The following is a 21199-nucleotide window of genomic DNA, read 5'->3' as shown; positions in this document are numbered from 1 at the left end:
CTCCCAGCCGCGACGCCCCGCTCAGGCGGAGTGGACCGGCGCGACCACGAACGGCGCGAGCTCGCTGACCTGGCGCGCGAAGACGCGGACGTCCAGGCGGGTGCCGTCGACCACGTACTCGGTCCGCTCCACCGCACCCTCGTCGTGCAGCCGGGACACGAGGTCGCCGCGGTCGTACGGGACCACGATCGTCAGCTCGACGTCGGGCTCCGGCAGACGCGCCTCGATCGCGGCGAGCAGCTCGGGGATCCCCTCGCCGGTCCGCGCGGACACGAAGACGGCGTCCGGTACGAGGCCGCGGAGGACGAGACGCTGATCGGCGTCGACGAGATCGGCCTTGTTGAACGCGACCACCTCGGGCACGTCCCGGGCACCCACGTCGGCGATGACGTCGCGGACGGTGCTCAGCTGCGCCCCCGGGTCGGGGTGGGAACCGTCGACCACGTGCAGCACGACGTCGGCCTCACCGACCTCCTCGAGCGTGGACCGGAAGGCCTCGACGAGCTGGTGCGGCAGGTTCCGGACGAACCCGACGGTGTCGACGAACGTGAACGGGCGGCCACCCCCGGTCTCGGTCCGACGGACGGTCGCGTCCAGGGTCGCGAAGAGCTGGTTCTGCACGAGGACGCCCGCGGAGGTCAGGCGGTTGAGCAGGCTCGACTTGCCGGCGTTCGTGTACCCCGCGATGGCGACGCTCGGCACCTCGTTGCGGTGCCGCTCGGCGCGCTTCGCCTCGCGCGCCGGGGCGAACCCCGCGATCTGTCGACGCAGCCGGGCCATCCGGGTGTGGATGCGACGCCGATCGAGCTCGATCTTGGTCTCACCGGGACCACGGGACCCCATGCCGGCGCCCGCGCTGCCGACCTGGCCACCCGCCTGACGGGACATCGACTCACCCCAACCACGGAGGCGCGGGAGCAGGTACTCGAGCTGCGCGAGTTCGACCTGTGCCTTGCCCTCGCGGCTCTTGGCGTGCTGGCTGAAGATGTCGAGGATGACGGCGGTGCGGTCGATGACCTTCACCTTGACGACGTCCTCGAGCGCACGGCGTTGGCTCGGCGCGAGTTCCGTGTCGGCGATGACGGTGTCCGCGCCCGTCGCCTTGACGACCATCGCGAGTTCCTCGGCCTTGCCGCGGCCGAGGTACGTGCTCGGGTCCGGGTGCGGGCGGCGCTGGAGCAGACCGTCGAGCACGACCGCGCCCGCCGTCTCCGCGAGGGCAGCGAGCTCACGGATCGAGTTCTCGGCGTCCTGGGCGTCACCCTGCGCGTACACGCCGATGAGGACGACGCGCTCGAGCCGCAGCTGCCGGTACTCGACCTCGGTGACGTCCTCGAGCTCGGTGGACAGACCGGACACGCGACGCAGCGCGGCACGGTCCTCACGGTCGTACTGTTCGCCGTCGCCCTGCCACCCCAAGACCTCGGCGTCGGTGGTCTGGATCGCCTGCGCCGGCGCGAACACCGCCGGGGTCGTCCTGCTCTCGGCGTTCCGCAACACCCGCTCGACCACACCGTCGTGCTGCTGCTCCTCGAGGACACCCTCGACCATGTCGTCCTGCTCCGTCATCGTCCACAGGCTACCTCCGGGCACCCGGCGACACACGGAGATGCCGGTACGGTTCATCCATGGCGAACGAGCACTACTTCTCGGCCCAGCCGGAGAGCGACGCCCGACCGCGGCGCATCACGGTCACCCTGGCCGGGAGGACGCTCACCCTCGCCACCGCCGCGGGCGTCTTCAGCCCGGACCGGCTCGACGCGGGCACGCGGGTGTTGCTGCAGAGCGTGCCGCCACCGCCCGCGACCGGGGCGCTCCTCGACGTCGGCTGCGGGTGGGGTCCGCTCAGCATCGCCATGGCGCTGCAGGCGCCCGAGGCCGAGGTCTGGGGCGTCGACGTCAACGAGCGTGTGCTCGACCTGGCTCGGGCGAACGCGGCGACGGCCGGTGCCCGGAACGTCACGGTGCGTCTGCCGGAGGCGGTGCCGGAGGACCTCCGGTTCGCCACCATCTGGTCGAACCCCCCGATCCGGGTGGGCAAGGACGAGCTCCACTCGATCCTGCTCACGTGGCTCCCGCGCCTGGAACCGGGTGGGGACGCCTGGCTCGTGGTGGCCAAGAACCTGGGCGGCGACTCGCTGCAGCGGTGGCTGGCCGAGACGCTCGACACCGACCTCGTGGTCACGCGTGCGACGACCGACCGCGGGTACCGCGTCATCCGGGTGCACCGGACACGCTGATCGCGGCGGGTGCGTCACGGCACCGGCCGTCAGACGGTGAGGTCGCCCTCGAACACCAGGTCGGCGGGACCGCTCAGCGCGACGTGCTCGCCGTCCTCCGCAGCGGCCATCCGGACCGTCAGGACGCCGCCGGACACGCGGACCCGCCAGGTGTCCGGCGCCTGCGGACCGGCCCAGTGGCGGACCGCCAGGGCCGCCGCGACGGCCCCCGTGCCGCACGACAGGGTCTCGCCACTGCCGCGCTCGTGGACGCGCATCGTGATGTGGCCGACGCCGTCGCGCACGAGCGGATCGCCGGGCAGGACGAACTCGACGTTCGCGCCCGCGGGCGGTGCCGGCTCGAGGACCGGCACGTAGGTCAGGTCGAGCCCCGCGAGTTCGTCGTCCGTCGCCACGGCGACGACGACGTGCGGGTTGCCGACGTCGATCGGGAGGCCCGGGCGCGCGCCGTCGAGGTTGCGGGCGCGGACGAGGACCTCGTCGCCGTCGAGACCGGCGATGCCGAGCCCCCATCGTCCGAGGTCGGCCGAGAACCCGTTGGTCGACCGCTGCAGGTCGACCACGCCCTTCCGCGTCCCGATCGCCAGGGTCTCGCCCGGCGCGAGGTCGACCAGTCCGGCGTCGGTCAGGTAGCGCGCGAACACCCGCACGCCGTTGCCGCACATCTCGGCGACACTGCCGTCGGCGTTGTGGTAGTCCATGAACCACTCGGCCTCGGGAGCGACGGCGGCGATCGATCGGCCGTCCGGCAGCGCGGCCGTCCTGACCGCGCGGATCACGCCGTCGGCGCCCACGCCGAAGCGACGATCGGCGATGGCACGGATGCGCTCCGGGGTCAGGTCCACTGTCGCGTCCGGGTCGGCGAACAGCACGAAGTCGTTGCCCGTGCCGTGGCCCTTGGTGAAGTGGAGTTCGGTCACGCCCCGATCCTAGCGAGGGCCTCGGACGCGTCCCCGCGGCCGCGGTCGGCAGCCACGGCGACGGCCACCCGCTCGAGGTCGTCGTGGCCCGCTCCGGTCACGTCGAGCGACTCCGCCTCGCGCAGCCGCCGGAACCAGGAAACCTGTCGGCGGGCGTACTGCCGCGTCGCGACCGCAGTCGACGTCACGGCGCCCTCGAGGTCCGAGCGGCCGTGCAGCACGTCGAGAGCCTGCGCGTAGCCGATCGCCGCGCGGGCCGTCCGTCCGCCCTCCAGGCCGACGTCGACGAGGCCCGCGACCTCGTCGACGAGGCCGTCGTCGAACATCCTCGCGGCGCGCTCGTGCAGCATCGGCACGAGGACCTCACGCCGCCGTTGCAGGTGCAGCACCCGCATCGGTCGCCACGGCCGCGGTGCGGACGGGAGGCGCGGGCGCACCGGATCCCGGTTCGTCGCGACCTCGACGGCGCGGACCAGACGCCGGGTGTTCCGCGGGTCGACCGCTGCCGCCGCCGCGGGGTCGAGGGCACGCAGTCGTTCGAGCAGTGCGGCCGCCCCGTGCTCGTCCGCCTCGCGCTCGAGCGCCGCGCGGAGTTCCGGATCCGTGGCGGGGAAGGACAGGTCGTGGAGCACGCTCGACACGTACAGGCCGCTCCCGCCGACGAGCACGACCGGCGCGCCCGCCCCGACCACGGCGTCGATCGCCGCCCGGGCGTCACGCTGGTACGCCGCGACGCTCGCCTCGTCGGTCACGTCGAGCACGTCGAGCAGTCGATGCGGCACACCGCGTCGGGCGGCGATCGGGACCTTGGCCGTCCCGATGTCCATCCCGCGATACAGCTGCATCGCGTCGGCGTTCACGATCTCGGCGGGGAGACCGTCTCGGCGGAGTGCTTCGGCGATGCCGAGCGCCAGGTCCGACTTGCCGGTGCCCGTGGCACCCACGATCGCGATGACGTCCGGGCCCTCCACGCCCGGATCGCTGGCCCGCGCCTCCGAAGACGCCGACGCCGACGCCGATGCCGATGCCGATGCCCCCGACGATGCAGGCGTCTCGAGCACCGTCAGCGGCCGGAAGGCGCGCCGACCCGCAGCGTCGGCAGCCCGAGCGACACCGGCCGGGGCCCGACCGCAGCGTCCGCCGCACCGGCGTCGGCCGGGACCGGCACGCCACACGAGGCGGCCTGCGCGCGGTCCCACGCGTCGCCCGCGCGGGTGCGGCGGACGCGCAGCGGCGCGTTCGTGTCGGCGATGAGGTACCGGGGCGCGCCGCGCGTGATCTCGAGCGTCACGACGTCGCCCGGGCGCGGGACCTCCGAGCCGGCGGGTACACCGAAGTGCACGAGACGGGCGTCCTCGGCCCGCCCGCTCAGTCGGTGCGTCGCGTCGTCCTTCCGCCCCTCGCCCGTCGCGACGAGGACCTCGACCGTTCGGCCGACCTGCCGTGCGTTCTCCTCGGCGACGATCCGGTCCTGCAGCGCCACGAGTCGGTCGTAGCGGTCCTGCACGACCTCCTTCGGCACCTGTTGCTCCATCGTCGCCGCGGGCGTCCCCGGGCGGATGGAGTACTGGAACGTGAACGCCGACGCGAACCGTGCACGCTCGACGACCCGGAGCGTGTCCTGGAAGTCGGCCTCGGTCTCGCCGGGGAAACCGACGATGATGTCGGTCGAGATCGCCGCGTGCGGGATGCGGGCACGGACCCGGTCGAGGATCCCGAGGAAGCGGTCGCTGCGGTAGCTCCGCCGCATCGCCCGGAGGATGCGGTCCGAGCCGGACTGCAGCGGCATGTGGAGCTGCGGCATCACGTTCGGCGTCTCGGCCATGGCGTCGATGACGTCGTCGGTGAACGCGGCGGGGTGCGGGCTGGTGAACCGGACCCGCTCGAGCCCCTCGATCGAACCGGCAGCGCGGAGGAGTTTGCTGAACGCCTGGCGGTCGCCGAACTCGACGCCGTACGAGTTGACGTTCTGGCCGAGCAATGTGACCTCGATCGCGCCGTCGTCCACGAGCGCCTGGATCTCGGCCAGGACGTCGCCCGGTCGGCGGTCCTTCTCCTTGCCCCGGAGCGACGGGACGATGCAGAACGTGCACGTGTTGTTGCAGCCGACGGAGATCGACACCCACCCGCTGTGCGTGGAGTCCCGCTTGGTGGGCAGCGTCGACGGGAACACCTCGAGCGCCTCGAGGATCTCGACCTGCGCCTCGCCGTTGTGGCGTGCGCGCTCGAGCATCGCGGGCAGCGAGCCCATGTTGTGGGTGCCGAACACGACGTCGACCCACGGGGCCTTCTCGAGGATGACGTTCTTGTCCTTCTGTGCCAGGCACCCGCCGACGGCGATCTGCAGCCCCTCGTGCTCACGCTTGACCCCGGCCAGGTGGCCGAGGTTGCCGTACAGGCGGTTGTCCGCGTTCTCGCGGACCGCGCAGGTGTTGATCACGACGACGTCGGCCTGCTCGTCCACAGCCGGCACGTATCCGGCCGCCTCGAGTGACCCGCTGAGACGCTCCGAGTCGTGCACGTTCATCTGGCACCCGTAGGTCCGGACCTCGTAGGTGCGGGGGCGCGCTGCGGTGGTGGTCGCCATGGTGCTGTCAGTGTACGGCGGCGTCACCGTCGCCCAGACCGGCAGGCCCGGCCCGCCTACTCGAAGCGCACGCCACCCCGTCGGCCGCCGCCGTCGAGTGCGATCCGAACGGCGGTCCGCACGACCGATCCGCCGTAGCCCTTGCGCATGAGGAACCCCGAGAGCCGGCGCTCCGCGGTCTCGTGGTCGAGCCCCCGCATCTGTCCGGCGCGCTTGCGGGCCAACTCGATCGCACGCTCGGACTCCGCCGCGTCGTCGTCCTGGTCCGCCAGGGCCGCGTCGATCGCCGCCTGGTCGACGCCCCGCCGCCGGAGCTCCGCCACCACGCCTTGTCGCCCCAGGCCCTTGCGGTCGTGCAGACGGTCGACGAGGTCGGCAGCGAGCCGCACGTCGTCGAGGAGACCGACCCGGGTGAGTCGAGCGATCTCGTGCTCGACGATGTCCTCGGGGAGCTCGCGGCCGAGGAGGGCGGTCCGCAGCTCGGACGTGCTCGTGCCACGGCGGCTGAGCGCCCGGATGCTGATCCGCTCTGCCTCGGCGAGCAACTCGTCCTGCGTGGGTGGTGACTCGACCGTCTCGTGCTCGGCGTCATCGTCCCGGTCGGCAGCCCGCAGTCGGCGCACCGGGGCGACGGGCCCGACGGTCTCGACGGACCCGACGGGGGAACCCGTCACCGGAGGGAGCCACGCGTCGGAGGCGTCCGGGCGGTCGACGTCGGTCTCGTCGCGGACGAGACCGACCGGGATCGCGTCATCCCCGTCCGGACCGCCGATGCTCGCGCCGTGTGCGTCGGGCTCGGCAAACGGTGCTCCGCCTTCCGCCGGTCCGCCCCGGGACGACGTCGCCCGTGCCGACGACCGCGCACCGAAGATGTCGGTGACCGGTGCGAGGCCGTCGTCAGGCATGGAGCTGTCTCGGGAGCTCACGCGCCCTTCTTGGCGGCGAGTTTCTTCTCGAGGGACTCGACCGGCGCCGGGGCGTCAGCAGTGGCAGCGGCAGCGGCAGCACCGACACCGAGCTTCGCGAGGATCTTGCGCTCGATCTCGGCGGCGATGTCGCCGTTCTGGATGAGGAAGTTGCGCGAGTTCTCCTTGCCCTGGCCGAGCTGGTCGCCCTCGTACGTGTACCAGGCGCCCGACTTCTTGACGATGCCGTGCTCCACACCGAAGTCGAGCAACGAGCCCTCGCGCGAGATCCCCACGCCGTAGAGGATGTCGAACTCGGCCTGCTTGAAGGGCGGCGCCATCTTGTTCTTGACGACCTTGACCCGGGTGCGGTTGCCCACGGCCTCGGTGCCGTCCTTCAGGGTCTCGATGCGGCGGATGTCCAGCCGGACCGAGGCGTAGAACTTGAGCGCCTTACCGCCAGCGGTGGTCTCCGGGCTGCCGAAGAACACGCCGATCTTCTCGCGCAGCTGGTTGATGAAGATCATCGTGGTCTGCGTCTGGTTGAGCCCACCGGCCAGCTTCCGGAGTGCCTGCGACATGAGGCGGGCCTGGAGGCCGACGTGCGAGTCGCCCATCTCGCCCTCGATCTCGGCGCGGGGCACGAGCGCGGCCACGGAGTCGACCACGACCAGGTCGATCGAGCCCGAACGGACGAGCATGTCCGCGATCTCGAGCGCCTGCTCACCCGTGTCGGGCTGGGAGACGAGGAGTGCGTCGATGTCGACGCCGAGCTTCTTCGCGTACTCGGGGTCGAGGGCGTGCTCCGCGTCGATGAAGGCCGCGATGCCGCCGTTGCGCTGCGCGTTCGCGATGGCGTGCAGCGTCAGGGTCGTCTTGCCGGAGGACTCCGGACCGTAGATCTCGATGATGCGACCACGCGGGAGGCCGCCGATGCCGAGAGCGACGTCGAGCGCCACGGATCCGGTGGGGATGGTGGCGACGGGGGCGCGTTCGTCACTCCCGAGGCGCATCACCGTGCCCTTGCCGAACTGTCGGTCGATCTGGGCGAGTGCGGTCTCGAGGGCCTTCTCGCGGTCTGCGGGTGAGGGCATGATGCGCTCCTTCTGCTCGTGTACGGCGCCTGTAGGCTGTCGCCTTCGCGAGGACCGGTGGGGCAGGGTCCTCGGTTCACCGACAAGGCTCGGATGCTCATCCGATGGACCGAACCTACGACCGGCCACCGACATCACCACGCCGAGAGCAGACCGCTGTGGACGGTACGTCGCCACGAGCATCTGTGCAGGACGGTAGCACCGGGTCGAACACCCGTTCGAGCAACACGCCGAAGACGTGTTCGAGTGGGCGTCAGTCGCGCGGAGCGCGGAGGCCCTTGCCGTGCCGCCGTCCGACGGGCACGTCCTGCGCGTCGCACAGAGCCTCCCAGACGTCGCGGGCCGGCACCCCCGCCGCGAGCGCGTCGGCCGCCGACCGTCCGCCCACCGCCCCGAGGACGACGTCGCGCGTGACCACCTGACCGTAGGCCGAGCCGAACTCGTCCTCGACCGCCTGCCAGAACTCACTCACGCGCACGGCCCCATGGTAGCCAGGCCCCCGGACACGAGGCGGGGCCGGACGCACTCGTCGAGCCCGCCGCCGCTGGCCCTGATCGCCGCGCCCGCGGAACGCGGAACGCCCCGGTCCAGCAGGACCGGGGCGTTCCGACGCGGACTGCGCTCAGCGCACCGCGAGGTCGTTGTCGAACTCGGCGACGAGGTCGTCCGGCAGCATGTCCGGAACCGGGGAGGTGATGCCCTCGACGACCGCGAGGCGGTCACCGACTTCGCGCATGATGACCGAGATGGGCGTGTCGAGCGCGTCGGCGACCGAAGCGAGGATCTCGGAGCTGGCTTCCTTCTGACCGCGCTCCACCTCGCTCAGGTATCCGAGCGCGACACTGGCCTTGCTGGCGACCTGACGGAGGGTCCGGCCCTTCTGCAAGCGGAAGTCCCGCAGGACATCGCCGATTTCCTGACGAACGAGAACCATGAGAACTCCTCCTTCCTGTCATCCCGATCCCGCTCGATCCCGGTGACCGAGAACGGGACAGCAACACTATCGCCGCCGGTTCGTGCATGCTAACCAGGGGGCTCTGGGTGGTGCTTGTGAATGCACCACTTGTAACCGGATGGAAACGCGCCCTATTCCCCGGACGTGCTCGCCGTGACCGCCTGGTGCAAGCGTGTGAGGAGTTCGGAGACGGCCCCCGCGCGGATTGCCGCACGGTCACCATCCAGCCGGAGTTCGGACGCCTCGGCGACACCGGCCCGCGCGATCCCGACGAACACCGTGCCGACCGGCTTGCCGTCCTGCGGTTCCGGTCCGGCGACGCCCGTCGTGCTGATGCCCCAGGTCGCCGCGAGGCCGTCGACCGCCGTCGCCGCACGCACCCCGGTCGCCATCTGCCGCGCGACCTCCGGATCGACCGCCCCCCGAGTCGCCAGCAGCGCCGCGTCGACGCCGAGCAACCGGTGCTTCAACGGCGTCGCGTAGGCGACCACACCGCCGCGCACGACCGCGCTCGCACCCGGGACGGCGACGAGCTCCGCCACGACGAGACCGCCGGTGAGCGACTCCGCGACGGCGAGTGTCTCGCCGCGCGCCGCGAGTGCGCGCACGATCGCGACCGCCAGCGAGCCGGGAGGCACGACAGCGTCGGGTGCGTCGGTGACCGTCACCGCGCCTCCCGGCCGTGCCGCCAGGCCTGCCACAGGTAGTCGAGACCGCTCAGGATCGTCGCGAGGAACGCCAACACCATGAGGACGGCGTCGACGACGTGCACCCAACCGCCGAAGACGTTCCAGAAGGGGATGAGGGCCAGGGTGATCGCGACGGCCTGCAGGACCGTCTTGACCTTGCCGCCGCGGCTCGCGGGGATGACCCGGTCGCTCAGCACCGCGAAGCGGAAGACCGTGATGCCGATCTCGCGCACCATGACGAGGACGGTGACGTACCAGGGCAGTTCCCCGAGCACCGAGAGCGAGACGAGGGCACCGCCGATGAGCACCTTGTCGGCGATCGGGTCGACGAGCTTGCCGAAGTCGGTGACGAGGTTCTGCCGGCGGGCGATGATGCCGTCGGCGCTGTCGGTGACGATCGCGACGACGAACAGCACGGCTGCCCAGATCCGGAGGGGGCCGTCCTGCCCCGCGTCGAGCAGCAGGAAGACGAAGAACACCGGCGCCATCAGGATCCGGATGACGGTGATGACGTTGGCGACGTTCGCGGTCGACGCCGGCCCCGATCCCGATCGGATCACCCGCCCCCGCCACGGGAACCGCTTCTGCGTCGCGGTGGACTCACCGGAGGCGCTCATGGTGATCACTCCCTGCCGGTCAGGCTCCAGGCGTCCTCGTCCGGATCGCTCTCGACCTCATCGTACCCACGGGTCATGTCGGCGACCGGGTCGTCGGACCCGCGGTACCCGGCGTCGCCCTCCGCGCCCTCGCGCGTCGGGGTGACCGGGGCGGCCGGCGCGGGGGGCTCCTCACCCCGGAGTCGCGCGAGGGTCTCGGGAAGCTGCTCGACCGTGATGAGGACGTCGCGGGCCTTCGAGCCCTCGCTCGGCCCGACGATCTCGCGTGACTCCATGAGGTCCATGAGCCGCCCCGCCTTGGCGAAGCCCACGCGGAGCTTCCGCTGGAGCATCGAGGTCGACCCGAACTGCGTCGAGACGACCTGCTCCACGGCCGCGAGGAGGAGCTCGAGGTCGTCACCGATGTCGGCGTCGATCTCCTTGCGCTCGACGACCGCCTGGACGTCCTGGCGGTACTCCGGGCGGGCCTGGCGGGTGACGTGCGCGACGACCTCGGCGATCTCGCTCTCCTGCACCCAGGCGCCCTGCACGCGGACGGCCTTCGACGACCCCATCGGCAGGAACAGTCCGTCGCCCTGGCCGATGAGCTTGTCGGCTCCCGGCTGGTCGAGGATGACCCGGGAGTCCGTCACGCTCGTCACCGCGAACGCGAGCCGCGACGGCACGTTCGCCTTGATGAGCCCCGTGACGACGTCCACCGAGGGACGCTGCGTCGCGAGGACGAGGTGGATTCCGGCCGCCCGGGCGAGCTGCGTGATGCGGACGATCGAGTCCTCGACGTCGCGCGGGGCGACGAGCATGAGGTCCGCGAGCTCGTCCACCACGACGAGGAGGTACGGGTACGGCTTGAGCTTCCGCTCGCTGCCGGCGGGCAGGACGATCTCGTCGTTCGACACGGCACGGTTGAAGTCGTCGACGTGCCGGAACCCGAACGACGCGAGGTCGTCGTACCGCATGTCCATCTCCTTCACGACCCACTGCAGCGCCTCGGCCGCCTTCTTCGGGTTCGTGATGATGGGGGTGATGAGGTGCGGGACACCGGCGTAGATCGAGAGCTCGACGCGCTTCGGGTCGACGAGGACCATGCGGACCTCGCTCGGCTTCGCGCGCATGAGGAGCGACGTGATCATCGAGTTGACGAAGCTCGACTTGCCGGACCCCGTGGAGCCGGCGACCAGGAGGTGCGGCATCTTCGCGAGGTTCGCCACGACGAAGCCGCCCTCGACGTCCTTGCCGACGCCGATGGTCATCGGGTGCTTCGACTTCGTGGCTGCGTTCGACCGCAGCACGTCGCCGAGCGAGACGATCTCGCGGTCCGAGTTCGGGATCTCGACGCCGATCGCGCTCTTGCCGGGGATCGGCGAGAGGATGCGGACCTCGTTCGAGGCGACCGCGTACGACAGGTTCTTGCTCAACGCCGTGACGCGCTCGACCTTGACCCCCGGGCCGAGTTCGATCTCGTACCGGGTGACCGTCGGGCCGCGCGAGAACCCCGTGACCTTGGCGTCGACCTTGAACTCGGTGAGGACGCCGGTGATCGCCGCGACCATCTCGTCGTTCGCGGTGCTGTGCGCCGTCGCGGGGGTGCCCGGGCTCAGCGTCGAGGCGGCGGGCAGGCGGTAGGGCGCGGCCGGAGCATCGTCGGCGGTCGTGTCGGGCAGGCCGTCCTGCTCGTCCTCGCCGAGGGGCAGCACGTCCGTGACGGGCTCGGCCACGGCGGGACGGATGACCTCGGTCGCGGCCTGGGCCTCGTCGTGGCGCACGCGGCCCGGCGCCTGCGCGTCGAACGCACGGAGGGCCTCCTCGGCGCGGTCGAGGTCCTCGGCGACGTCCTGTTCGAGCGAGTCGTTGAGGTTGACCGACACGGGTTCGGCCGGCGTCAGGTCGACGAGGCCCGCCGCGGCGCCCGAGCCCACCGCTCCCGCGACCCCGACCGGACCCGGGGCGACCGGCGCAGCCGCGGCGCCGCGGCCGGTGGCGGCCGCGGGGTCGGACGTCTCGGCGTGCGGGAGCACGGGGGTGTCGTAGGCGGGATCCTCCTGGCGCCCGGTCTTGTTGCGCCGCCACCACGGGAGCGCCCCGGGCTCGCCCTCGCCCGAGCCGTCGCCGCTGCCGTCGCCGTCGAGGTCCTCGAACGGGTCGAACGACGACGACGCCGAGGTGTTCCGGCCACGGCGCGGTGCCACGGGCGCGGGTGCGTCCGCGTCGATCGGAGCCGGCCCCGGCGTGCCGAACAGGTACGCGTAGAGCTCGTGCACGCGTCGACCGACGTGGTTCGGCGGCGTCTTCGTGATGATGAACAGCGAGAGCGCGATGAGCGCGACGGCCACGGGGGTGGCGATCCACGCGGTCGCGGCCGCGACGATCCAGCCGATCACCACCCAGCCGATGATCCCGCCCGCCTGTGCGAGCACGGGCATCCCGTCGGACGCCGGGGGCTGACCGCCGTAGATGTGACAGACGGAGGAGATGCCGATGACGAGCAACCCCAGGCCGATGCCGATGCGGGTGTTGTCGTGCACGGACGCGGGATGCCGGAACAACCACCCGGCGAACACGATCATGATGACCGGCAACGCGACCGCGAGCCGACCGAACAGACCACCGAACGTGTAGGCGTCCAGGGCCACCGCGACCGGGTTGGCGGGGTTGAGCCACTCGACCACGGCACCGGCGATCGCGAGCAGGAACAGCAGGAACGGGAAGCCGTCACGTCGTTCGTCGTGCTCGAGCGACTCCTTGCCGAGCAGCCGGAACACCGCGCCGACACCGTGCGCTGCACCCATCCAGGCGGTCACGAGGGGGTTCGGCCCGACGACCTCGACCGGTTGCGGGAGCTTCCGGGTGGTCGCCTGGGTCCGGGAGGTGCTGCCGCGGGCCCCCGTGCCGCCGGACCCGCGCGCGGGCGAGGACGCCCGCGACCCCGAGGACGCGCGGGACCCCGAGGACGCGCGCGACGACGACTTGGTGCTCCCGGCCATGAGCGGAACCCTAACCCGAGCCGGGGACGTCCGGCGGGAGGCCCGCCGTGACGGGCCGCGCCCCCGCACCCGGTACCGTGGGGCCAGGAGCGACGAGGAGGACGACACGATGGTCACGGTCCGCCCCGACGCACCGATCCGTCGCCTCAAGGGCGCCTCGGTCGCCGAGACCCGGAGCGCGATCGTGGACCTCATCCGCTCGAGTGGCACCATCAGCCGCACGGAGCTCGCGGAGCGGTCCGGACTGACGAACGCGACGATCTCGAAGATCGTCCGGACCCTGCTCGACGACGGCCTCGTGTCCGAGGTCGGGTACGCGGAGTCGACCGGCGGCAAACGCGCCGTCCTGCTCGAGCTGAACAGCACCGCCGGCTACGCGGTCGGGGTCGCCCTGGACACCGCGCAGGACGTGTACGTCCTCGTCGACCTCAGCGGTCGCCCGATCGACGCACGGAGCGTCGCGGGGACCGGGACCGAGTCACCCGAGGCCGTCGTGGCCCGTGTCGCCCGGGACGTCGCCGTCATGCTCGCCGACCACGGGATCGACCGCGACACCGTGATCGGGATCGGCGTCGCCGGCGAGGGACGGCTCGACCTGCCCGGTCGGGTGCTCCGGTCCACCGACTCGTGGAGCGAGTGGGACGACTTCGCGCTCGGGCACGCGCTCACCGCGGCGACCGACCTGCCGGTCACGGTCGACAACGACGCGAACTGCGCCGCCCTCGGCGAGTTCTGGTCGGGCCGCGTGCCCTCCACGCGCGACTTCGCCACCGTCTACATGGCGACGGGCATCGGGTGCGGGCTGCTCGTCGGTGGCGACGTCCACCGGGGCGCGTCGTCGAACGCCGGGGAGATCGGGCACATGTCCCTGCGGTGGGACGGGCCGCCCTGCTGGTGTGGGTCCCGCGGCTGCCTCGAGGTCCTCGCCGCGCCCGTCGCCGTCGTCGCACGAGCCCGCACCGACGCGGCCCTCGTCGCGCGGCTCGGCATCGACACCACCACGGACGGCGACGACGCCCGGGCGGTGACGGCCGACGTCCGCGCGACCTTCGCACGCGTCGCGGCCGCGGCCGTACAGGGTGACACCGGCGCGCTCGCCCTCGTCGAGGAGTCCGCCGAGTACCTGGCGCGGGCGATCCTGAACCTCGTCAACCTGCTCGACCTCGACGAGGTCTACCTCGCGGGCCCGGGGTTCGCCACCGCCGGCGAGCGCTACCTGCGGGCGGTGCAGCGCGAGCTCCACGCGCACGCGGTGATGCGGGGCACGCATCCCGTGCACGTGGCGATGAGCGCCGTCGGCCGGGACGCCGCCGCGCTCGGCGCTGCCGCCGCCGTGCTCCACGCCCGGCTGACGCGGACCCGCGCCGGTCGCGGCTGACCCGGCGGCCCCGGCGGATCCCGCGACTCCGGCGCACCCGGCGGCGTCGGTCAGTCGAGCCGCACGACCCGCAGGTCCCGCCACCGCACGACCGCGCCCGGCCCCCACCGCTCATCCCCGAGCGCGGGGTCGTTGTCGTGCACCTCGAGTGCGATGTGCCCCGCGCGACCGAGCAGGGCGCGGACGGCCGCGCGGTCGAACCGGTCCGGTGGGAGCGCCCCGGTGTCGCACTCGGCGACGAGGAGCCCGTTGACCCAGGTCGTCAGCACCGGCCACTCCCCCACGCACCGGATCCGGAGCTCGTTCCAGTCGTCCCATCGCCACGCGGCGAGGAACGCCTCGGCGCTGGCGGCGTGCGTCAGCAGGGCCCGCTTCTCCGGCGTCACCGGCTCGCGGCTCGTCACCGGGTCGTCCTCGGTCAGACCGACCGCTCGCCCGCCAGCCTCGCGGACGGCGTCGACGGCGAACCCGACGGCGTGGAACCCGCCGATCCCGTTGCCGTAGAACCCGCCGATGGAGCCGGACGGCCGGTGGTCGACGAGCACCTGGTACCCCTGCGACCCGAGCGCCGAGGCTCGGAGCATGATCCCGGTGTCCGCGGGCCAGTCCGGTCGCACCAGCACCGTCAGGTCGACGTCACCGAACACCTCGTCGCTGACCAGGTAGCCGCCGAGTCCGCGGCGCTCCTGGCCACCCACGACGGCGCCGTCGACCACGGACCACGCACCACTCGTGGCGAGGGCGTCGCGGACCGCGGGTGACGCGGGGTCCGGTGCCGGGCCTCCCGGCCGTGCGGCCACGGGCGTGCGCGGGACGGCGTGCCAGCCGTCGAGCGTGACGCCGTCGAAGAGCGCGGTCGCGACGAACGACGGCGCGGATCGGCCGGGAGGGCCGGCGACGTCACGCACGCGACGTCACCCAGGGCTCGTTCGAGATCGTCACCGCCGTGCCGGTGCCAGCGGCCTCCTCGATGGCGAGCCCGACGTGGTGGTCGTGCAGGCCCTCGGCGAGCGGGTAGGGGCCCGGGGCCTCGTCGCGAGTCCATGCGCCGGTGCGCGTCAGCAGCTCGGCGACGGCGAGGTCGTCGTCCATGAGGCGTCCGCCCTCGTACAGGTTCCGCCACACCGGGCGCCCGTCGAGGCTGATGTGCGTCGTGTCGAGCCCCTCGTAGTCCATGCCGTGGCCGGTCTGCGCCCGCTCGAACCGCGACGTCACCGGGGTCGTGGCGTCGAGCATGCGCACGAGGGTCTCGTCGTGGAGCTCGCCCGTCGACCCGCGGACCGCCAGGTGGTCCGGACGCACCGGGTTCCACCACTGGTTGTCCGTGAAGTCGTAGAGCCCCGTGCGGCCGTCCCCGAGGTCGAGCGTCGACAGGATCGTCCGGGCCGGCTTCGGCTCCGTGTCGTGCGTCCAGCCGTCCGGCGTGATCGGGTCGACCAGGGGCGCGGTCGAGGTCACGGACCGCACGGTCACCGGCCCCGGGGCGACGTCGAGGAACCCGCGGATCATCGACACCGCGTGGTACAGGTGCGTCGAGCTGACGTGCACGGAGGTCGGGACACCGACCGCGCCGTCCCGCACCGCTGCCAGCCGAGCGGCGTGGAGCGGCATGAGCAGGTACTGCTCGGCGACCTGGACGAGGTCCGCCGCGCCGACGTCGGCCCAGAGCGACCGCATGCCGTCGAGGTCCGGCGCCGGCGGCGTCTCGGTGAGCACGGGGACCCCGCGTCCGACGAGCTCGCGGACGAGCCCGGGCGTCACCGGCCACGGGACGCTCGGGACGACGAACTCGGGACGCTCCGCGGCCAGGAGGTCGTCGAGCGTCCGCCAGGTCGGGACGCCCCACCGGCGCTCGAGTTCCGCCCCGGCCTCGGCTCGACGCGTCACCACACCGGTCACCCGGAACCGGTCGGGCAACAGCTGCGCCACCCGGAGGTAGACCTCGGTGCGCCACCCGTTGCCGACGAGCGCGTACCGGGTCGGTGCGACGGTCGGGAGGCGCTTGGTCGCGACCGCCGGGGTGCGCAGCGGTGGCTCAGCGGCGGCCGGGTCGGTGCGGTCCGTGTCGGTGGTGGTCATGCCTGGGCTCCTGACTGCTCGGTGGTGGTCGCGAGGGGGCCGCCGAGCACGCCGGCCAGCCAGCGGCCGCTCCGCTTGACGGTCCGCTGCTGGGTCGCGTAGTCGACGTGCACGATGCCGAAGCGGCGCGTGTACCCGAACGCCCACTCCCAGTTGTCGAGGAGGCTCCAGCAGAAGTACCCGCGGAGCGGGATCCCCTCGCGGACCGCGTCGGCGCACGCCGCGAGGTGCGCCTCGACGTACGCACGGCGCTCCTCGTCCTCGACGGCACCCGTCTCGTCGACCACGTCCTCGTAGGCCGCGCCGTTCTCGGTGACCGCGATCGGCAGCTCGGGTCGGAGCGCGTGGACCATGCGCAGGACGTCGACGAGGCCGTCCGGGTGGATCTCCCACCCCATCTGCGTGCGCGGTGCACCGGTGTCGACGGTCTCGACGAACTCGCTGCCCGGGTTCGCGCTCACCGCGCCGACGGCGCCACCGGCGTTGGTCGCCGCGCCGGTCCCGCCGCCGGCCCGCACGGTGTGCCGGCTGTAGTAGTTGACGCCCACGAAGTCGACGTCCGCCGCGATCTCGGCGGCGTCGGACGCGGGGTTCGCCGCGAACCAGTCCTGCTCCCCGAGGTCACGGACGACGTCCTCCGGGTAGTGGCCGAGGAGCAGCGGCTCGAGGAACAGCCGGTTCTGGAGGCCGTCGATGCGTCGGGCGGCGTCGCGGTCGTCGGCCGAGTCGGTCGCCGACCGCACCGAGTAGAGGTTGAGCGTGACCCCGACCTGCGCGGTCGGCCGGGCGGCAGCACGGATGGCCGGGACGGCACGCCCGTGCCCGAGCATCAGGTGGTGGGCCGCGTGCGCGGCACGGGTCCCGAGCTGCTTGCCCGGCGCATGCACACCGGACGCGTACCCGAGGAACGCCGAGCACCACGGCTCGTTCAGGGTGATCCAGTGGTCGACGAGGTCACCGAGGCCCGCGACGACGAGACCCGCGTACTCCGCGAACCGGTCCGCCGTGTCCCGCTCGAGCCAGCCGCCCCGCGCCTCGAGCGCGCTCGGGAGGTCCCAGTGGTACAGCGTGGCCCACGGGGTGATGCCCCGCTCGAGCAGTGACTCCGCGAGGCGGCGGTAGTGGTCGAGCCCCGCCTGGTTCGCCGGCCCGGTGCCGTCCGCCTGGATGCGCGGCCACGCGACCGAGAACCGGTACGCGTCGACGCCGAGGTCCGCCATGATCGCGACGTCCTCGCGGTATCGGCGGAGGTGGTCGTCGGCCGGGTCGCCCGTCGAGCCGTCGGTGATCGCGCCGGGGACGCGGGCGAAGTCGTCCCAGATGCTCGGTCCGCGGCCGTCGACGTCGACGGACCCCTCGACCTGGTACGCGGCCGTGGCGGTGCCGATGACGAAGTCGTCGGGCAGATCGCTCCTGGTGAACGCCACGTCAGGCCTCCTTGTCCGGGGCGCACCAGTCGCTGCCCTCGTTCTCGGTCACGGCGATGAGGACCTCGTCGCGCTTCACCCCGGCACCCACCAGCTCGTCGACCACGCACCCGTACATGCGCTGCTTGTCCTCGGGACCGTAGATGCGGGCGAGCAGGATCTGCACGAAGAGGATGTCGTTGCGGTCCGCGTTCGGGAACGTCCGTGAGTACACGAGCTCCCCGGGCTCGTGGAGCCGGAAGACCTGGAACAGGTCGTCCTCGGGCATCGCGAGCCCGTCGACGAGTCCCTTGTGGATGGCGGCGCTGATGGCCTCGCGACGTGGTGCGAGGGCCGCGTGCATGTCGACGCGGACGAGGGGCATGGTCTCCTGCTTCCCGGGCCCGCGTCGGTGCGGGCCCATGTCGTGGTGCTCGGCGCCTCAGCGGGCGTCGAGCCAGTGCTCCGGAGCCGGCCGGAGGGCGGCGAGTTCCACCCACAGGTCGTCCGGGAGGTCCGTGGTCGCGGCGTCGACGGTCGTCGCGATCCGCTCGGGTCGACTGAACCCGACGATCGTGCTCGCGACCGCCGGCTCCCGCACGGACGCGGCGAGCGCCGCCGTCGCGAGGTCGGTCCCGTACCGGTCGCAGACGTCGGCCATCGCGGTGATGGCGGCGCGAGTGGCCGGAGGCGCGGGGCGGTAGCCGTAGTCGGTCCGGCCACTCCGCGGTGCGGCGAGGATCCCCCCGCCGAACACGGCCGCGTTGACGACCGCGACGTCGGTCTCGGCCGCCCGGGCCACGAGCGACTCGGCGCTGCGGTCGACGAGCGTCAGGCGGTTGTGCACGAGGAGGACCTCGAACACCCCGAGGTCGAGGTACCGCCGCATGACGTGGACGTCCCCGCCCGCGAGGCCGATGTGCTCGACGACGCCCTCGTCCCGGAGGGCGACGAGCGTGTCGACCGCGCCACCCGGCGCCGTCATCGCGTCGAGGTCGTGGAACTCGGGGTCGTGGAGGTGCACGAGCGGCAGCCGGTCGATGCCGAGCCGCTCCTGGCTCTCGCGGACGGACGCGCGGACGCGGGCGCCCGAGTAGTCGCCGTCCCGGGCGTCCACCTTCGTGACGACGAGCACGTCGTCCGGCAGGCCGCCGGCGCGCGCGATGCCGAGGCCGATGCGCCGTTCGCTCGCGCCGCCCGAGTACCCGTTCGCGGTGTCGATCGTCCGGATCGGGCTGTGGAGGACCTGGTCGACGAGGGCGACCGCGTCGTCCTCCTCGACGGCATGGCCGAAGTTCTCCGGCATGCTGCCGAGGGGTGCCGCGCCGAGGGTGACCGCGGAGACGGTGAGCCCGGTCCTCCCGAGGGGCCGCATCCAGCCGCCCGGGGTCGCATCGAGGTCGGGATCGATCGTGGTACCGAGGTCGACCATCAGCTCTTCACCGCCCCGAGGGTCATGCCCGCGACGAACTGTCGCTGCATCCAGACGTACACGAGCACGACCGGCACGATCGACAGCGTCAGGCCGGCCGCGAGCGACGGCCAGTCGGTCTGGTACTGCCCGATGAGGCTGAACAGGACCGGCTGGAGCGGGAGTGCCCGCGTGTTCTGCAGCACCGTGTTCGCGATGAGGAACTCGTTCCACGTCGACAGGAACTGGAAGATGACGACCGTCGCGACCCCGGGCCGGGCCAACGGCAGGATCACCCGCCAGAACACCGTGAACTCGCCGGCACCGTCGATCCGCGCGGCCTGGACGAGTTCGTCGGGCAGGGTCTCGAAGAAGGCCCGCATGAGGAACATGGCGAACGGTGCCGAACTGCTGATGTAGAGCACGAGCAGGCCGAACTGGCTGTTGAGCAGCCCGATGTTCTTGAGTTGCAGGTAGAGCGGGATGATGAGCGCCGTCGACGGCATCATCAGGGTCGACAGGAGCGCGACGTAGAGGACGTTCTTGAACGGGAACCGGAGCTTGGCGAAGGCGTACCCGGTCATCGACGCGAACACGAGCACGCCCGCGACCGTCGCCGTGGTGATCCAGAGGCTGTTGAGGAAGTGCAGCCCGAAGTCCGTCGACGTCCACGCCGTGCCGTAGGCCCGCGTCGTGAGCATCGTCGGGAAGAACGGTCCGTTGAACACGGTGTTCTCCGGGCGGAGCGACGTCGCCAGCAGCCACAGCAGCGGGAACACCGTCACCGCGCAGATCGCCACGAGGATGATCGCCGCGACCGATCGGGCGTACGGGACCCGTCGGTGCCGCGGTGCCTGGTCGAGGCGGCGGACGTCGGTCCGGGACACCGGTTGCTTGATGGCGGTCATCGGGCGGCCCTCCTCGCGAGCACGATCTGGACGAGCACGGCGACGCCGCACAGGAGCATGACGACGACGCTGAAGGCACTGCCGTAGCCGAGTTGCGGCACGGACCCACCGGTGGACCCGAACGCGAGGCTGTACAGGTAGGTGCCGAACACCTCGGACTGGTGGCTCGGACCACCGCCGGTCATGACGAAGATGATGTCGAACACCTTGAAGCCGTTCATCAGGTTCAGGCTGATCACGATCGCCGTCACGATCCGGAGGCCCGGGATCGTCACGAACCGGAACTGCTGGAACCGGGACGCGCCGTCGACCTCGGCGGCCTCGTAGAGCGAGGGGTCGATGCCCTGGATGCCGGCGAAGAAGATGAGCATGTTCATGCCTATCGCCATCCAGAGTGACACCGCGATGATCGCCGGCAGCACGAGCGACGGGGTCGACAGCCAGTTCGCGGCGAGACTGCCGAGCCCGAGCCCGCGGAGCGTCCGGTTGAGCGTGCCGATGTTCGGGTCGTAGATGAGCTTCCACAGCGCACCCGAGACGACGAACGACACCAGGCCGGGGACGAACAGGATCGTCCGGACCACGACGCTGAGGCCCTTCCACACGTTCGCGACGAGCACCGCGATCACGAGCGGGATCGCGGTCTGGAGGACCGTGGTCACGATCGCGTAGAGCACGGTCACGACGAACGCGTGACGGGCGACCGGGTCGTTCGCCATGCGCGTGTAGTTGTCGAGCCCGATGAACTGCGGGATCCCGAAGCCGCTCCACCGCGTCAGCGACAGGTAGGCGGCGTAGAGGATCGGCCAGCCGACGAACGCCGCGAACAGCAGGACGGTCGGCGCGACGAAGGTGTACCCGGAGACCCACTCCCAGCGGCGGAGGCGAGCGGAGCCTCCCGCTCGTCCCCGGCCGCGGTTCCGGCCCGGGCCACCGCCCCGACCCGTGCCGCGGGGACCGCGCCCACGCTGGCCCATCTCGTCCGACCGTCCCGCCCGCTCCGGCCGGAGCACATTGGTGACGGCCATG

Annotated in this window: 20 protein-coding genes; 2 read left to right on the top strand and 18 right to left on the bottom strand. The window is 72.1% G+C overall.

The features are described from left to right. Positions 1-21 precede the first annotated feature (21 nt). Complete coding sequence (gene hflX / locus DEI94_RS04660; RefSeq protein ID WP_181441820.1) at positions 22-1569, bottom strand: GTPase HflX; 1548 nt, start codon at positions 1567-1569, stop codon at positions 22-24. A gap of 59 nt (positions 1570-1628) precedes the next feature. Here hflX and DEI94_RS04655 point away from each other — a divergent pair, with 59 nt between their 5' ends. Beyond that, positions 1629-2240 carry a class I SAM-dependent methyltransferase gene (locus tag DEI94_RS04655; RefSeq protein WP_111011123.1) on the top strand — a complete coding sequence of 204 codons (612 nt, stop codon included), beginning with the start codon at positions 1629-1631 and terminating at the stop codon, positions 2238-2240. A gap of 29 nt (positions 2241-2269) precedes the next feature. Here the strand turns inward: DEI94_RS04655 and dapF are convergent, their stop codons facing one another. The 10 genes from dapF to DEI94_RS04605 form a co-directional block, all read right to left on the bottom strand. Continuing rightward, the gene (gene dapF, locus DEI94_RS04650; protein ID WP_111026879.1) at positions 2270-3160 is read right to left on the bottom strand and encodes a diaminopimelate epimerase; all 891 of its coding nucleotides are present in this window, start codon (positions 3158-3160) and stop codon (positions 2270-2272) included. Continuing rightward, positions 3157-4131 carry a tRNA (adenosine(37)-N6)-dimethylallyltransferase MiaA gene (miaA, locus tag DEI94_RS04645; RefSeq protein ID WP_111026880.1) on the bottom strand — a complete coding sequence of 325 codons (975 nt, stop codon included), beginning with the start codon at positions 4129-4131 and terminating at the stop codon, positions 3157-3159. Before miaA ends, dapF begins: the two co-directional genes overlap by 4 nt. Before the next feature lie 92 nt (positions 4132-4223). Continuing rightward, complete coding sequence (gene miaB, locus DEI94_RS04640; protein WP_111026881.1) at positions 4224-5747, bottom strand: tRNA (N6-isopentenyl adenosine(37)-C2)-methylthiotransferase MiaB; 1524 nt, start codon at positions 5745-5747, stop codon at positions 4224-4226. Positions 5748-5803: 56 nt separating this feature from the next. Beyond that, complete coding sequence (locus DEI94_RS04635; RefSeq protein WP_111026882.1) at positions 5804-6652, bottom strand: regulatory protein RecX; 849 nt, start codon at positions 6650-6652, stop codon at positions 5804-5806. 17 nt (positions 6653-6669) lie between these two features. Then, positions 6670-7746, bottom strand: coding sequence for a recombinase RecA (gene recA, locus DEI94_RS04630; protein ID WP_111026883.1), 1077 nt, complete (start codon positions 7744-7746; stop codon positions 6670-6672). A 253-nt stretch (positions 7747-7999) separates the two neighbouring features. Further along, complete coding sequence (locus DEI94_RS04625; RefSeq protein WP_111026884.1) at positions 8000-8224, bottom strand: DUF3046 domain-containing protein; 225 nt, start codon at positions 8222-8224, stop codon at positions 8000-8002. 144 nt (positions 8225-8368) lie between these two features. Further along, positions 8369-8680 (bottom strand): helix-turn-helix domain-containing protein, encoded by a 312-nt coding sequence (locus DEI94_RS04620; protein WP_111011116.1) that lies wholly within the window; start codon positions 8678-8680, stop codon positions 8369-8371. 152 nt (positions 8681-8832) lie between these two features. After that, a complete protein-coding gene (locus DEI94_RS04615; RefSeq protein ID WP_258368718.1) occupies positions 8833-9369 on the bottom strand; it encodes a CinA family protein in 537 nt (178 codons plus the stop codon). Then, complete coding sequence (pgsA, locus tag DEI94_RS04610; protein ID WP_111026938.1) at positions 9366-10007, bottom strand: CDP-diacylglycerol--glycerol-3-phosphate 3-phosphatidyltransferase; 642 nt, start codon at positions 10005-10007, stop codon at positions 9366-9368. The genes DEI94_RS04615 and pgsA overlap by 4 nt, the downstream gene beginning before the upstream one ends. A gap of 5 nt (positions 10008-10012) precedes the next feature. Next, the gene (locus DEI94_RS04605) at positions 10013-12988 is read right to left on the bottom strand and encodes an FtsK/SpoIIIE family DNA translocase (RefSeq protein WP_111026885.1); all 2976 of its coding nucleotides are present in this window, start codon (positions 12986-12988) and stop codon (positions 10013-10015) included. Between the two features lie 109 nt (positions 12989-13097). On the opposite strand from DEI94_RS04605, the gene DEI94_RS04600 reads away from it, so the two are divergent. Continuing rightward, the gene (locus DEI94_RS04600) at positions 13098-14366 is read left to right on the top strand and encodes an ROK family transcriptional regulator (protein WP_111026886.1); all 1269 of its coding nucleotides are present in this window, start codon (positions 13098-13100) and stop codon (positions 14364-14366) included. Positions 14367-14416: 50 nt separating this feature from the next. On the opposite strand, the gene DEI94_RS04595 is transcribed toward DEI94_RS04600, so the two are convergent. From DEI94_RS04595 to DEI94_RS04565, 7 genes are read right to left on the bottom strand one after another with little or no spacing between them, the layout of a single operon-like run. Continuing rightward, entirely contained in the window at positions 14417-15274 is an 858-nt protein-coding gene (locus DEI94_RS04595; RefSeq protein WP_111026887.1) for a 3-keto-disaccharide hydrolase, read from the bottom strand. Next, positions 15267-16445, bottom strand: coding sequence for a Gfo/Idh/MocA family protein (locus DEI94_RS04590; RefSeq protein ID WP_111026888.1), 1179 nt, complete (start codon positions 16443-16445; stop codon positions 15267-15269). The genes DEI94_RS04595 and DEI94_RS04590 overlap by 8 nt, the downstream gene beginning before the upstream one ends. Beyond that, the gene (locus DEI94_RS04585) at positions 16442-17872 is read right to left on the bottom strand and encodes a GH1 family beta-glucosidase (protein ID WP_111026889.1); all 1431 of its coding nucleotides are present in this window, start codon (positions 17870-17872) and stop codon (positions 16442-16444) included. Before DEI94_RS04585 ends, DEI94_RS04590 begins: the two co-directional genes overlap by 4 nt. A 1-nt stretch (position 17873) precedes the next feature. Next, complete coding sequence (locus DEI94_RS04580) at positions 17874-18236, bottom strand: tautomerase family protein (RefSeq protein ID WP_111011143.1); 363 nt, start codon at positions 18234-18236, stop codon at positions 17874-17876. Between the two features lie 57 nt (positions 18237-18293). Then, positions 18294-19283, bottom strand: coding sequence for an aldo/keto reductase (locus tag DEI94_RS04575; protein WP_181434951.1), 990 nt, complete (start codon positions 19281-19283; stop codon positions 18294-18296). Further along, entirely contained in the window at positions 19283-20170 is an 888-nt protein-coding gene (locus DEI94_RS04570) for a carbohydrate ABC transporter permease (protein WP_111011110.1), read from the bottom strand. Before DEI94_RS04570 ends, DEI94_RS04575 begins: the two co-directional genes overlap by 1 nt. After that, positions 20167-21198 (bottom strand): carbohydrate ABC transporter permease, encoded by a 1032-nt coding sequence (locus tag DEI94_RS04565; RefSeq protein WP_111026890.1) that lies wholly within the window; start codon positions 21196-21198, stop codon positions 20167-20169. The genes DEI94_RS04570 and DEI94_RS04565 overlap by 4 nt, the downstream gene beginning before the upstream one ends. Position 21199 lies beyond the last annotated feature (1 nt).

It is taken from the genome of Curtobacterium sp. MCBD17_040 (genome assembly GCF_003234805.2).
GTDB lineage: Bacteria > Actinomycetota > Actinomycetes > Actinomycetales > Microbacteriaceae > Curtobacterium.
The sequence above is the reverse complement of the archived record's forward strand: the minus strand, read 5'-3'. Positions and strand labels throughout refer to the sequence as shown.